This window comes from Kribbella koreensis, assembly GCF_039525325.1.
GTDB classification, from domain to species: Bacteria; Actinomycetota; Actinomycetes; order Propionibacteriales; family Kribbellaceae; genus Kribbella; species Kribbella koreensis.
Window position 1 is genome coordinate 15122 of the sequence record NZ_BAAAHK010000027.1, and the last position, 12325, is coordinate 27446.

At 69.0% G+C, this 12325-nt stretch carries 15 protein-coding genes; 4 read left to right on the forward strand and 11 right to left on the reverse strand.

Annotated features, from left to right (window positions below; translation table 11 throughout):
• Nucleotides 1–13: 13 nt before the first annotated feature.
• Entirely contained in the window at nucleotides 14–1003 is a 990-nt protein-coding gene (locus ABD116_RS40950; RefSeq protein ID WP_343983994.1) for a GNAT family N-acetyltransferase, read from the forward strand.
• Here the strand turns inward: ABD116_RS40950 and ABD116_RS40955 are convergent.
• Nucleotides 942–1898 (reverse strand): LysR family transcriptional regulator, encoded by a 957-nt coding sequence (locus ABD116_RS40955; protein ID WP_343983996.1) that lies wholly within the window; start codon nucleotides 1896–1898, stop codon nucleotides 942–944. The two genes, ABD116_RS40950 and ABD116_RS40955, sit on opposite strands and share 62 nt — an antisense overlap.
• A 72-nt stretch (nucleotides 1899–1970) precedes the next feature.
• Between ABD116_RS40955 and ABD116_RS40960 the strand changes: the two genes are divergently transcribed.
• Entirely contained in the window at nucleotides 1971–2660 is a 690-nt protein-coding gene (locus tag ABD116_RS40960) for a nitroreductase family protein (RefSeq protein ID WP_343983997.1), read from the forward strand.
• Here ABD116_RS40960 and ABD116_RS40965 read toward each other — a convergent pair.
• Genes ABD116_RS40965 through ABD116_RS40990 form a run of 6 tightly spaced genes read right to left on the reverse strand, consistent with a single transcriptional unit; the run spans nucleotide 2632 to nucleotide 7344 of the window.
• On the reverse strand, nucleotides 2632–3321 hold the full coding sequence (locus ABD116_RS40965) for a GNAT family N-acetyltransferase (protein ID WP_343983998.1): 690 nt from the start codon (nucleotides 3319–3321) through the stop codon (nucleotides 2632–2634). The genes ABD116_RS40960 and ABD116_RS40965 overlap by 29 nt on opposite strands.
• A gap of 1 nt (nucleotide 3322) precedes the next feature.
• Nucleotides 3323–4264 (reverse strand): GTPase Era, encoded by a 942-nt coding sequence (era, locus tag ABD116_RS40970; protein ID WP_343984000.1) that lies wholly within the window; start codon nucleotides 4262–4264, stop codon nucleotides 3323–3325.
• A complete protein-coding gene (locus ABD116_RS40975) occupies nucleotides 4248–4601 on the reverse strand; it encodes a cytidine deaminase (RefSeq protein WP_425552264.1) in 354 nt (117 codons plus the stop codon). Before ABD116_RS40975 ends, era begins: the two co-directional genes overlap by 17 nt.
• A gap of 28 nt (nucleotides 4602–4629) precedes the next feature.
• Entirely contained in the window at nucleotides 4630–5934 is a 1305-nt protein-coding gene (locus tag ABD116_RS40980; protein WP_343984002.1) for a hemolysin family protein, read from the reverse strand.
• A gap of 7 nt (nucleotides 5935–5941) precedes the next feature.
• On the reverse strand, nucleotides 5942–6421 hold the full coding sequence (ybeY, locus tag ABD116_RS40985) for an rRNA maturation RNase YbeY (RefSeq protein ID WP_343984004.1): 480 nt from the start codon (nucleotides 6419–6421) through the stop codon (nucleotides 5942–5944).
• Nucleotides 6418–7344, reverse strand: a complete 927-nt coding sequence (locus ABD116_RS40990; RefSeq protein ID WP_343984006.1) for a PhoH family protein — start codon at nucleotides 7342–7344, stop codon at nucleotides 6418–6420. The genes ybeY and ABD116_RS40990 overlap by 4 nt, the downstream gene beginning before the upstream one ends.
• A gap of 323 nt (nucleotides 7345–7667) precedes the next feature.
• Between ABD116_RS40990 and ABD116_RS40995 the strand changes: the two genes are divergently transcribed.
• Together ABD116_RS40995 and ABD116_RS41000 are read left to right on the forward strand one after the other, a co-directional pair.
• Nucleotides 7668–8177 (forward strand): SigE family RNA polymerase sigma factor, encoded by a 510-nt coding sequence (locus ABD116_RS40995; protein WP_343984008.1) that lies wholly within the window; start codon nucleotides 7668–7670, stop codon nucleotides 8175–8177.
• Nucleotides 8174–9295: a Gmad2 immunoglobulin-like domain-containing protein gene (locus ABD116_RS41000; protein WP_343984010.1), complete on the forward strand. Its 1122-nt coding sequence runs from the start codon at nucleotides 8174–8176 to the stop codon at nucleotides 9293–9295. The genes ABD116_RS40995 and ABD116_RS41000 overlap by 4 nt, the downstream gene beginning before the upstream one ends.
• Before the next feature lie 14 nt (nucleotides 9296–9309).
• Here ABD116_RS41000 and ABD116_RS41005 read toward each other — a convergent pair whose 3' ends face one another.
• The 4 genes from ABD116_RS41005 to dnaJ all read right to left on the reverse strand — a co-directional run bounded on the left by ABD116_RS41005 (nucleotide 9310) and on the right by dnaJ (nucleotide 12295).
• On the reverse strand, nucleotides 9310–9687 hold the full coding sequence (locus tag ABD116_RS41005) for a hypothetical protein (protein ID WP_343984012.1): 378 nt from the start codon (nucleotides 9685–9687) through the stop codon (nucleotides 9310–9312).
• Nucleotides 9688–9788: 101 nt separating this feature from the next.
• Nucleotides 9789–10412 carry an SAM-dependent methyltransferase gene (locus ABD116_RS41010; RefSeq protein WP_343984014.1) on the reverse strand — a complete coding sequence of 208 codons (624 nt, stop codon included), beginning with the start codon at nucleotides 10410–10412 and terminating at the stop codon, nucleotides 9789–9791.
• 4 nt (nucleotides 10413–10416) lie between these two features.
• A complete protein-coding gene (locus ABD116_RS41015) occupies nucleotides 10417–11133 on the reverse strand; it encodes a 16S rRNA (uracil(1498)-N(3))-methyltransferase (protein WP_343984016.1) in 717 nt (238 codons plus the stop codon).
• Between the two features lie 22 nt (nucleotides 11134–11155).
• Nucleotides 11156–12295, reverse strand: a complete 1140-nt coding sequence (gene dnaJ / locus ABD116_RS41020) for a molecular chaperone DnaJ (protein ID WP_343984018.1) — start codon at nucleotides 12293–12295, stop codon at nucleotides 11156–11158.
• Nucleotides 12296–12325: the final 30 nt, after the last annotated feature.

Consider the following 12325-nt stretch of genomic DNA (forward strand, 5'->3'; position numbering starts at 1 on the left):
CCACTCTGGCCTGGTGGACATCACCAGACTTGACCCAGACGACGCTGCCGGCTGCGCCGAGGCAGTGGCGCTGCTGACGGCGACCCACAAGGTCGACTGCCCGGCGGCCGTCGTGTCGACCCCGCTCGGCTTTCAGGCGCACCTCAAGTACGGCTGGGACGGCGACCCGGGCCGCGCCTACCTGGCCCGCGACGAGAACGGGTCCCTGGTCGGCCTGCTCGACTTCTTCGCGCCGACCCGCGACAACACCAACTCGGTCTGGCTCGAGGTCGACGTCCATCCGGACCATCGCGGCCAGGGCATCGAGGACGAGCTCATCCGGTACGCCGAACAGCTCGCCCTCGACCTCGACCGGCACCTGGTCGGCATCGCGGCCTGGGACCGGCCGGACCGGGACGAGGTCATCCGGGCGAACGGCTTCGAGCAGAAGGCGGTCGAGGTGAACCGCCGCCAGGACATCGCGAACCTGGACTGGGCCACCGTGCAGAAGCTGTACGACGAGGCGGTGCTCGCGGCCGCCGACTACGAGGTACTGCGGTTCGTCGGCGCCGTCCCCGAGGAACTCCTGGAGGGCATGGTCGCGGTCACCGCCTCGATCAACGACGCTCCCAAGGACGACCTCGACATGGAGGACGACGCCATCTCGGCGGACCGGATCCGCGCCTACGAGCAGGCTCGCGAAGCGCACAACGAGACGATGTACCGGGTGATCGCCCGGCACCGCACGACCGGCGAACCGGCCGGCCACACGGTCGTCACCGTCGAGCGCGAGCGCCCGCACATCGGCCACCAGAACGACACCGCGGTCTCCCGTGACCATCGCGGTCATCGCCTGGGCGCCCTGGTGAAGACCGCCATGCTGCTCTGGCTGCGCGAGGCCGAGCCGGCGCTGACCCAGATCGACACCTGGAACGCCGAGTCCAACAACCACATGATCGGCATCAACGAGCAGCTGGGCTACTTCGTCGTGGGCCGCGGGCTCGACTACCAGAAGACGATCTGAACGCCTTCCGGCAGTAGCCGAGGAACGCCTCACCCCGCCGGGTGAGGCGTCCCCCGGCGGCCCACCCCAGCACCACCGGAGTAGTCGGTACTCCGTCGGCCAGCGGCCGCGTGACCACCGGCAAACCCTCATAACTCAGCTCGACCGCCGGTGTCTGCACGGCCAGCGAATATCCGATGCCCCGGGCAACCAATGCGCGGGCCAACTCGAAGCTGCCCGCGCGATGAGCCGGCGTCATCTCCACCCCGGCCGCGTCGAAGACCGCCTGGAAGTACCGCTCACTCGGCGGTACGTCGAGCAGCACGAACGGCTCCCCCGTCAACTCGGCCAACCGGATCGACCGCCGTCGCGCGAGCCGATGCCCACCGGGAAGCAGCACGGACGGCGGCCGGTCGTGCAGCACCACGGTCTCGATCCCCGGCAGCAAGTCCTGCTGGTAAAGGAAAGCGAGCTCGCAGCGACCGTCGAGCAACGCGCCCTGCAGATCCGGCAGCGTGCCCTCCATGAAGTCGATCTCCACGCCGGGCCGCGTCTCCCGGAACCCGGCGATCGCCAACGGCAGATGGAACGGCGCGATCGGCGCATAGCACCCGATCGTGAGCCGCCCGTCGATCTCCTGGCCGAGACTGCGCGCACCGGCCCCGAGCTCCGACAAGGCGGCCAGCACCTTGCGCCCGTCGGTCACCACTTGCTGCCCGGCCGGGGTGAGTCCGGTGCCTCGGCGTGAGCCGCGGAGTACGAGGGTGACACCGAGCGCGCGCTCCAGCTCCCCGATCGCGAGCGACACAGCGGACTGCGAGACCTGGCACCTCGCGGCGGCCGTCGTGATCCCGCCCGTCTCGGCGATGGCCACCAGATACTCCAACTGGCGAGGCGAGACGTTGGGCAGAGGCATAAGGAAAGCATATGGGTTGCTCTAGTTTCTCAAGCTGGACTGATGATGAGCTGGCTGACTACCGTCGATGAAGTGAGCCGCAGCCATCAGCACCCCTTCATCCCCTACGCACCCGCACGCGTTCCGATCGAGGAAGGGCTGCGCCGTGGGGCGGAGTTCCGGGACGAGTTGGAGTCGCGCCGGTCGGTGCGCTGGTTCTCGGATGAGCCCGTGCCACTGGCGGCGATCGAGTTGGCGGTTGCCACAGCCAACACGGCGCCGAGCGGAGCGCACTATCAGCCGTGGACGTTCGTCGCGACCGACGACCCGGAGATCAAGCGCAGTGTGCGGCTGGCCGCCGAAGAGGAGGAGCGCCGGTTCTACCTGGAGCGTGAGTTGCCGGAGTGGCACGAGGCGCTCGCCCGGCTGGAGACCGACGAGAACAAGGAGTTCCTAGAGGTCGCGCCCTGGCTGGTGGTGGCGTTCGCGCAGAAGCACACCCCGCGGGCCGACGGCAGCCTGCGCAAGAACTACTACGTGTCGGAGAGCGTCGGCATCGCCTGCGGCTTCTTCATCGCCGCGCTGCACCGGATGGGTCTCGCGACGCTGACCCACACGCCGAACCCGATGGCGTTCCTCAGCCAGGTCTTCGACCGGCCGCGCACCGAACGGCCGTACATCATCTTCCCGGTCGGCTATCCCGCCGCCGACTGCGAGGTCCCCGACCTCAGTCGTAAGCCGCTCGCCGAGGCGCTCATCGTCCGGCGGGCTCCACGATCGTGACCGACATCCGGTTGCTGACGCTGAAACCCAGCTTCTCGTAGAGCCGGATCGCGGTGGCATTGGTGGCACCGGTATGCAGGAACGGCCGCTCGCCTGCCTGCTCGATGCCGGCGGCAACCGCCCGGACGAGCCGGCTACCGAGCCCTTGCCCGCGATAGTCCGGGTGGGTGCAGACCGCGCTGATCTCGATGTACCCCGGCAAGTGGTAGCGCTCACCGGCCATCGCGATCAGCTCGCCGTCCCGCCGCAGGCCGAGGTACCGGCCGCACTCGATCGTGCGGGGCCGGAACGGGCCCGGGTCGGTCAGCGCGACCAGCGCGACCATCTCGGGCACATCGTCCGGGCCGAGCAGCACCGCTTCCGGCTCCTCGACGCCGAACGAGTCCGGTGCGACGAACTGCACCAGGCCGAACTTCTGGACCACCTTGAAACTGTCCGGCACCGGCCGATCCGGGCCCTTGAAGGCGACCGTGTTGCCGACGCCGACCAGCTCGGCGGCGTCGGCCCAATCCTGCTCGGTCGGCTCGTCCGGCAGCCCGAGGAAGGGCGCGACCTCGGGCTGGTAGCGGCGAACCCGGCCCCGGATCAGCGCCAGTCGCGCGTGCGGGCCGTTCAGCGCGTAGTACGCGGGATTCTTCAGCAGCTCGGGAGCCGACCCCACGTCAGAACCCGAGCTTCCGTAGGTGCTTGGCGTCGGTCTGCCAGTTCTTGGCGATCTTCACGTGCAGGTCGAGGTAGACCGGAGTACCGAGCAGGGCCTCGATCTGGCGGCGGGCGTTGGCGCCGACGTCGCGCAGCCGGGCGCCCTTGTGCCCGATCACGATGCCCTTCTGGCTGTCCCGCTCGAGGAAGATGTTGGCGTAGATGTCGAGCAGCGGCTTGTCGTCCGGCCGGCCCTCGCGCAGCCCCATCTCGTCGATGGTGACCGCGATCGAGTGCGGCAGCTCGTCCCGGACGCCTTCGAGAGCCGCCTCGCGGATCAGCTCGCCGACCAGGATCTCCTCCGGCTCGTCGGTCACGTCGCCGTCGGGGTAGAGCGGCTGGCCGGCCGGCAGGAACTTCACCAGCTCGTCCGCGACGGTGTCGACCTGGTACCCCGAGGTGGCCGAGACCGGCACGACGGAGGCCCATTCGATCCCGACCGACTCGCCCAGCGTCTGGATCTCGGACAGGTGCTCGATCATCCGCTCGGGCGAGACCAGGTCGGCCTTGGTCGCCAGCGCGACCTTCGGCGTCTTGGCCACCTTGGCGGCCTCGGCGACCAGGAACCGGTCGCCCGGGCCGATCTTGTCGCTGGCCGGCAGGCAGATGCCGATCACGTCGACCTCGGCCCAGGTGGTCTTGACGATGTCGTTCAGCCGCTCGCCGAGCAGCGTCCGCGGCTTGTGCAGGCCCGGGGTGTCGACCAGGATCAGCTGCGCGTCGGCGCGGTGCACGATGCCGCGGACGGCGTGCCGGGTGGTCTGCGGCTTCGACGAGGTGATCACGATCTTCTGCCCGACCAGGGCGTTCGTGAGCGTCGACTTGCCCGCGTTCGGGCGGCCGACGAAACAGGCGAAACCGGACTTGAACTCCGGTTGCACGTTCTCAGGTGTGGACGACATCACGAACCTCTCCGTTGCCATCGGCAACGACTACCGGAAGGGCGGCGCCGCCGAAGTAACGGACCACCTCGACATCGACCGCGGCGAGCTCGTGGTCGGTGACCACGGCGGCTGCCTCGATGCCTTTGACACCTGACGATACGGCCATCGCCACCGCGAGCTGCAATGCGCTCAGCAGCACGGTGTCCAGCTGGACCGTGCAGGCGGCGTACGTCCGCCCGTCGGTGTCCCGGACGGCGGCTCCTTCGGCGGCCCGGGTACGGGCCCGGGCGGCGCGCGCCAGGGTGACCAGTTTGGCGTCCTCGGCCGAGAGGTCGGCAGGCAAAGATGGCTCCATGTGATCGAAGTGTGCCAGGCGGTGTGGATCAGGCGTTCTGGTGACTGCTGTCCTGCGGCTGGTCGGCGAGCTGTCCGCGCCGGACCAGCACGGTACCGACCTGGTTGCGGCGGCCGGACGGCCGTTCCGCGGTGAGCGACAGCCCGAGGATCTCGACCTGGGCGCCGGGGATCGGCACCTTGCCGAGCAGCTTGGCCATCAGGCCGCCGACGGTGTCCACGTCGTCGTCGTCCAGCGGTACGCCGAACAGGTCGCCCAGCTCGTCGATCGGGTACCGGCTGGACACCCGGTAGGCGCCGTCCGACAGGGCCTGGACGGCTTCCGGCGCCTCGTCGTACTCGTCGGTGATCTCGCCGACGATCTCCTCGAGGATGTCCTCGATGGTGACGAGGCCCGCCGTACCGCCGTACTCGTCGACGACGATCGCCACGTGCATCCGGGCCGCCTGCATCTCGCGCAGCAGCTGGTCGACCGGCTTGGAGTCGGGGATGTACATGCACGGCCGCATCACCGACTCGACCCGCTCGGTCGACTCGGCCGAGGCGTTGTCGTAGACCCGGCGCATCACGTCCTTGAGGTAGACGACGCCGAGGATGTCGTCCAGCGACTCGCCGATCACCGGGATCCGCGAGTAGCCACTGCGCAGCGCCAGCGAGGTGAGCTGGCGCAGCTTCTTGTGCCGCTCGATGTAGACCATGTCGGTGCGCGGCACCATCACCTCGCGGACGATGGTGTCGCCGAGCTCGAAGACGGAGTGGATCATCTGCCGCTCGGTCTTCTCGATCACCGACGACTTCTCGGCCAGGTCGACCAGCGCGCGCAGCTCCGCCTCGGTCGCGAACGGGCCCTCGGCGAAGCCCTTGCCGGGGGTGAGCGCGTTGCCGACCAGGATCAGCAGCCTCGGCAGCGGCCCGAGCACCCGGGTCAGCGCCATGATCGGGCCGGCCGAGATCATCGCGAACCGGTCCGAGTGCTGCCGGCCCAGCGTGCGCGGCGCGACACCGATGATCACGTAGGAGACCAGCACCATCAGCACCGCGGTGATCAGGATGTGCTGCCAGGTCACGGTGAAGATGTTCGACAGGGCCTGGGTGACCAGCACGATCGCGGTGATCTCGCAGCTCAGCCGGATCAGCAGCAGCGAGTTCAGGTACCGCGGGGCGTCGCTGAGCAGGTCGCGCAGCTTCACCGCGCGCAGGTTGCCCTGCTCGACCTGCTCGTTCGCCCGCACCTTCGAGTACGCCGAGAAGGCCGCCTCGGCCCCCGCGAACAGCCCAGCGAGCAGCACAAGCACCGCAGCCACAATCAGCAGAACGCCGTCGTGGGAACTCACTGGTTCGTCACTCCTGCCCGAGTCTGTTTCCAGGTGCGCGCCATGCTTCCAGCAGGCGGCCCTGGATGTCCCACATCTCCGCCTTCTCGGCGGGTTCGGCGTGGTCGTAGCCGAGCAGGTGCAGGATGCCGTGCACGGTCAGCAGCTCCAGCTCGGCCCAGGTGCCGTGGCCGGCCTTCGCGCCCTGGGCGGCCGCGACCGTCGGGCACAGCGCGATGTCGCCGAGGTGCCCGAGCGGCAGGTCGGCGTCATCGGTGCTGTCCCCGCCGGGGCGCAGCTCGTCCATCGGCCACGACATCACGTCGGTCGGGCCCGGCAGGTCCAGGAACTCCACGTGGTACCGCGCCATCGTGTCCTCGTCGACCAGCTTGATCGACAGCTCACACTCGGGGTGCAGGCGCAGCGACGACATCACGAAGCGGCTCAGCCGCATCAGTCCGTGTGCGTCGATCTCGACGCCGGACTCGTTGTTGACCTCTACGTTCATCGGTGGTTGTCAGCGCTGCCTTCGTAGTTCTCGTAAGCCGACACGATCCGGCCGACCAGCTTGTGCCGGACCACGTCGTGCGACGTCAGCCGGCAGAACGCCAGATCCTGGACGCCCTCCAGGATGTCCTGCACGACCCGCAGGCCCGAACTCGTCCCGCTCGGCAGGTCGACCTGGGTGACGTCGCCGGTGACGACCATCTTGGAGCCGAAGCCGAGCCGGGTGAGGAACATCTTCATCTGCTCCGGCGAGGTGTTCTGCGCCTCGTCCAGGATGATGTAGGCGTCGTTCAGGGTCCGGCCGCGCATGTACGCCAGCGGCGCGATCTCGATCGTCCCGGCCGTCATCAGCCGCGGGATCGAGTCCGGGTCGAGCATGTCGTGCAGCGCGTCGTACAGCGGCCGCAGGTACGGGTCGATCTTCTCCGACAGGGTGCCGGGCAGGAAGCCCAGCCGCTCGCCGGCCTCGACGGCCGGCCGGGTCAGGATGATCCGGTTGACCTCCTTGGCCTGCAGCGCCTGGACCGCCTTGGCGACCGCCAGGTAGGTCTTGCCGGTACCGGCCGGGCCGATCCCGAAGACGATCGTGTTCTTGTCGATCGCGTCGACGTAGCGCTTCTGGTTCAGCGTCTTCGGCCGGATCGTCCGGCCGCGGCTGGACAGGATGTTCTGGGTCAGCACGTCGGCGGGGCTCTCGGCCGTCTCGGCCTTGATCATCGCGATGCTGCGCTCGACCGAGTCCGCGGTCAGCCCGTGACCGGTCCGGACCACGGCGATCAGCTCGTCGACCAGCCGCTCGGTCAGGGCCAGCTCGGCCGGCTCGCCGGTCATCGTGATCTCGTTGCCGCGGACCAGGATGTCCGCGTCGAACTCCTTCTCGATGATCCGGAGGAACTCGTCGCGGGCCCCGAGCAACGCCACCATGTCGATACTGTTCGGTACGACGATCTTGTGGGACGCCTTGTGGCCGGCACCGTGGCCGGCCCCCGCTGCGCTGCCGTCAGCGCGCGCCGCATCCGGGTGCGACGGCTCGATACTGCGTGGCCTGGACAGCCTGTTCCTCCAAATGCCCGATGGTGTGACTCCACCCATGCTAGCGGCCCGGTCCGACAGCCTCACCCGATAAAACCCTCAGGCGGCCCCGAAACCGCCCGGCCGGGGCGATATTCGCCGAAGGTTGTCAACCTGGAACCCGACCTTGGCGTCTTCGTTGTGTGGCACAACCGGCCGTGGTGTACGAAGAGTGCGTGGCACATGAGTCCTCGTGGGATGCAGACGAGGCGCTGACGGCTGTCTACACGGCGCATTACACGTCGTTGGTCCGGCTCGGCGCCTTGCTGCTGCGCGACACCGGTTCGGCGGAGGAGATCGTGCAGGACGCCTTCGTGGCGATGCACGGCCGCTGGAACCGGCTCCGCGACCCGCACAAGGCCCTGGCATACCTGCGGACCGCGGTGGTCAACCGCTGCCGGTCCCGGCAACGGCACCTCGTCGTGGTCGACAAGCACCTGCCGAAGTCGCTGCCGGACGAGCCGAGCGCGGAGCAGGCGGTACTGCGCACCGCGGAGACCGACCGGGTGATCGAGGCGATGCGAACCCTGCCCGAGAAGCAACGCACCGTGATGGTGCTGCGGTACTACGGTGACCTGTCCGAGGCGGAGATCGCCGACACGATGGGGATCAGCCGGGGGTCCGTGAAGAGTCACGCCGCGCGAGCGACCAGATCGCTGCGCCAGGTTCTGGAGCAGAGCGCATGAGCAACCACGGGGACGACCCTTTCGACGAGCTGATGCGGCGAAGTCTGGCCGAGGAGGCCGACCGGATCGAGCCGGCCGACGGCCTGCACGAGATCCAGGCCCGGGTGCGCACCCAGCGCGCACCGGTCAGCCGGCGCCCCTGGGTCATCACCACGGGCGCCGCGGTGCTCGGTACGGCGGCGGCGATCGGCGCGTTCGCCGTACTGAACGACAACACCAAGACGGCGGACGAGCCCAGCATCGCCGGCGGCCCGGACACCACCACCAGCGCTTCGGCCGACCCGTCGACCGCTCCCACGCTCCCGCCGACCCCCAAGCCGGTCCCGACGACGAAGGCGCCGACCGTGGCGCCGACCACGGGCCCGGTGGACAAGACCCGCGCGATCCAGGAGCCCGCGGTCAAGCAGAAGGCCGTACCGATCTACTGGCTCGGCAAGGTCGTCGGCAACAAGAACGGCCCCGACTACCGCCTGTACCGCACCTGGCAGTCGATCAACGGTCGCCCGGCCGAAGAGGCCGTCCGCCTGATGACGATGTCGAAGGTCGCCGGCGACCCCGACTACGTCTCTCCCTGGGACGGCGCCGCGATCAACTCGGTCCGCTACACCGACGACCTGATCCTGGTCGACTTCAAACGCCTCCCGGACGCGACGCTCGAGCCGGACATGGCCGACGTGGCCGCCCAGCAACTCGTCTACACGGTCCAGGGCGCCCTCGGGCAGTCCAGGTCACCGGTCCAGGTCACCGAGGACGGCCGCACCCCGTCCAGCCTGTTCGGCGTCATCGACACCAACGAGCCGCTCCAGCGCGCCCAGGCCCTCAACGTCCAGGCGATGGTCTGGATCGAGACCCCGGCGAACAACCAGACGGTCACCGAGCCCTTCAAGGTCACCGGCACCGCGGCCGCCTACGAGGCCACCGTCGACTGGAAGGCCACCAACCTGAAAACCAAGGCAGTCGTCAAGAACTTCACGATGACCAGGGAAGGCATGAAGTTCTCCGACTACGGCTTCACCCCCAAGCTCGGTGCCGGCGAGTGGCTCCTCGAGGTCTACCTGACCTCCCCCGAGGACGGCCACATCACCGACACCGACTCGAAGACGATCTACGTCAAGTAGCCGGCCCGCTCAGTTCACAGGTTGCAGGGCGGATTGCTGGGGTGCGATCCGTTCCGCCGCAGGTAGTTCGAGTGGATCCAGAGGTTGCCGAGCTGTTCCCCGCCCCAGAGCGTGCCGACCCGCCAGTACGCGTTCGACCCGATGACCCGGAACCCCTGCCCTTCCCCGGCCCAGAACTTCACATTGCGGTTCGGCACGTCATAGGCCGGTACGCCGATGGTGGTCACGAAACAGTCGATCGCCAGCACGCTCGCCGGCCGGACCGCAGCGGCCACCGTCGGAGTCGCGGGCGCATCCACCGCCGCCGCGCTCGTCACCCCAGCCAGCGCCACAGTCGCCACGGCCAGCCCGGCCACGCCGGCCAAACGCCGGACAGTCTTGTGCTCAGTCATCTTCACGAACCTTTCGTCGATTACTGATTGCTACTCAAGGCAACAGTCAGTGACGACCCGTCACAAGCTTTTCGAAGATCCGGAAAATGACGGCACCCGACTCACTGGAAGGTGAAAAGGCGCTCCGGTGGAGTGGGTGGTTCGGTGGTAGCCAGGTAGCGGTTGGTGCCGACGGACCAGGCGACGTTGTCGGGGGCGTCGAAGGTCAGTTCTTCGAAGTCGCTGTCGGTGAACCAGGTTCGGATGTCTTGGCGGATGTCCGGGGTGTGGCGGCCCCGGGTCCAGATGACAGTGGCGTTGGGGGTGCAGAAGGCGGGGAGGGCGCGGACCGTGGTCTCCGTGTCGGCGGGGGTGATGTTGCCGAAGACGCCGCAGAAGAGGACCAGGTCGGCTGGTACTGCGCCTGCGTAGCTCGCGGTTGAGCCGGCGTCGGCTTCTACGACCTCGATGCCGGTGAGGCCGTGGGCAGCGGCTGCTGTGCGGGCTGTGTCGGCCAAGCGGGGGTCTAGCTCAACCAGGCGGGCAGATACCCGGTCGCGGGCGGGGTGGGTGGCTAGGACCTCGATCAGGTCGCGGCCCTGGCCGGCGCAGGCGCTGATGACTCGGATCGGGCCGTCGGGGTGCGCGTCGAGGTGGTTCCGGATCGCGCGTTGGACCGAGCGGAGGCGGCCGCTCAGGTCGGATGACGGGTCGTCGTAGTCCTGGTGCCAGTCGAGCCAGTCCATCGGATCAGGTCCAGCGGGAGCGGGCGAGTAGGGCTGAGGCGGCGGCTACGCCCGCTGTCGACGTACGGAGGACTGTGCTGCCGAGGCGCACCGGGGTGGCGGCGAAAGCCTCCAGCTCGGCCGGAGCGATGCCGCCTTCGGGGCCGACCACGATCACGATGTCGCCCGCCGCGGGCAACTCCAGCGAGGCCATCGGGGTGGTGGCTTCTTCGTGGAGGATGACGGCCAGGGCGGCGTCAGAGAGGAGCTTGGCGACCTCCGAGGTCGAGGCGATGGGGGCCACCTCGCAGAACCAGGAGCGGCGAGACTGTTTGCTGGACTCGAAGGCCCAGGACTGCCACTTGCTCTCGGTCTTGGCGACCCGCTCGGGGTTGGCGCGGAACTGGCTGCGGTCCGCGTTCCACGGGACGATCAGGTCGACGCCCACCTCGGTTAGCATCTCGACGGCCAGCTCAGCCCGCTCCCCCTTCGGCAAGGCCTGTACTACGACCAGCCGCGGGCTCGCAGCGTCGACCTCACCACGGCGGTCGACCGCCACGGTCAGGCCGGTCTTGGACGAAGCCGTGACCGCACCCTCGGCGAAGGAGCCCCGGCCGTCGGTCAGCCGGATCCGCTCGCCCGGACCGATCCGGCGTACGACGGCCGCATGACGCCCTTCGGCCCCGTCCAGTACCAGCTCGGGGCCGTCGAGGTCAGGCAGGTAGAAGACCGCGAGTCCCATCGCCCGGCAGCCTAAGTCGTTTTCAATGCGCACCGAAGGCGTCGCGCAGGCGCCCGAAGACACCCTTGTGCGCCGCCTGGACATGACCGACCGGCCGCTCCTCGCCCCGCGCGGCGGCGATCTGCTGCAGCAACGCCTTCTGCGCGTCGTCCAGCTTGGTCGGCGTCTCGACGATCACCTGCACGATCAGGTCACCGCGACCCGCGTGCCGCAACCGCGGTACACCGCGAGCGGTCAGCGTCATCGCCGTCCCCGACTGCGTCCCCGCCCGGATCTCGAGCGGCGTCGTCTCGCCCTCGAGCGTCGGCAGGTCGATCGTCGTACCGAGCGCCGCCGCCGTCATCGGCAGGGTCACCGTGCAGTGCAGGTCGTCACCGCTGCGGGTGAAGATCTCGTGCGGCTCGACCTCGATCTCGACGTACAGGTCGCCGGCCGGGCCACCGCCCGGGCCGACCTCGCCCTGGCCGGTCAGCTGGACCCGGGTGCCGCTGTCGACGCCACCGGGGATCTTGACCGTGACGGTACGCCGGGAGCGCACCCGCCCGTCGCCGGCGCACTCGACACACGGGTTCGGGATGGTGGTGCCGAAGCCGCGGCAGTTCGGGCACGGACGCATCGTCCGGACCTCGCCGAGGAACGAGCGCTGCGTGTGCGTGACCTCGCCCCGGCCGTGGCAGATCTCGCAGGTGACCGGCTCGGAGCCGACCTGGGCGCCGGAGCCGGAACAGGTCGGGCAGAGCACCGCGGTGTCGACCTTCAGCTCGCGGGTCGTCCCGAAGGCCGCCTCGGCGAGGTCGATCCGCAGCGGGATCAGCGCGTCCTGGCCCCGCCGGGTGCGTGGCCGCGGCCCGCGGGTCGCCCCGCCGGTCTGGCCGAAGAAGGCGTCCATGATGTCGGTGAAGGTGAACGCCTGGCCGAAGCCGGCGCCGCCCGCGCCCGGACCGCTCGCGAACGGGTCACCACCGAGATCGTGGACCTGCTTCTTCTGCGGGTCGCTGAGCACCTGGAAGGCGCGGCCGATCTCCTGGAACTTGTGGTGCGCGTCCTCGGAGTCGTTCACGTCCGGGTGGTACTGGCGGGCCAGCTTGCGGTAGGCCTTCTTGATCTCGTCCTGTGTCGCGTCGCGACTGACGCCCAGGACGGCGTAGTAATCGGTGCTCATACTCCAAGCCACTTGGTAGGCAGTGTGTGG

Coding starts and splice junctions, on each gene's coding strand:
- era (WP_343984000.1), bottom strand. CDS start 4,264: ATGTCGTCCACACCTGAGAACGTGCAACCGGAGTTCAAGTCCGGTTTC.
- ABD116_RS40990 (WP_343984006.1), bottom strand. CDS start 7,344: ATGGTGGCGTTGCTCGGGGCCCGCGACGAGTTCCTCCGGATCATCGAG.
- ABD116_RS41015 (WP_343984016.1), bottom strand. CDS start 11,133: ATGGGACTCGCGGTCTTCTACCTGCCTGACCTCGACGGCCCCGAGCTG.
- ybeY (WP_343984004.1), bottom strand. CDS start 6,421: ATGAACGTAGAGGTCAACAACGAGTCCGGCGTCGAGATCGACGCACAC.
- ABD116_RS41000 (WP_343984010.1), top strand. CDS start 8,174: ATGAGCAACCACGGGGACGACCCTTTCGACGAGCTGATGCGGCGAAGT.
- ABD116_RS40975 (WP_425552264.1), bottom strand. CDS start 4,601: ATGGAGCCATCTTTGCCTGCCGACCTCTCGGCCGAGGACGCCAAACTG.
- ABD116_RS41005 (WP_343984012.1), bottom strand. CDS start 9,687: ATGACTGAGCACAAGACTGTCCGGCGTTTGGCCGGCGTGGCCGGGCTG.
- ABD116_RS41010 (WP_343984014.1), bottom strand. CDS start 10,412: ATGGACTGGCTCGACTGGCACCAGGACTACGACGACCCGTCATCCGAC.
- dnaJ (WP_343984018.1), bottom strand. CDS start 12,295: ATGAGCACCGATTACTACGCCGTCCTGGGCGTCAGTCGCGACGCGACA.
- ABD116_RS40955 (WP_343983996.1), bottom strand. CDS start 1,898: ATGCCTCTGCCCAACGTCTCGCCTCGCCAGTTGGAGTATCTGGTGGCC.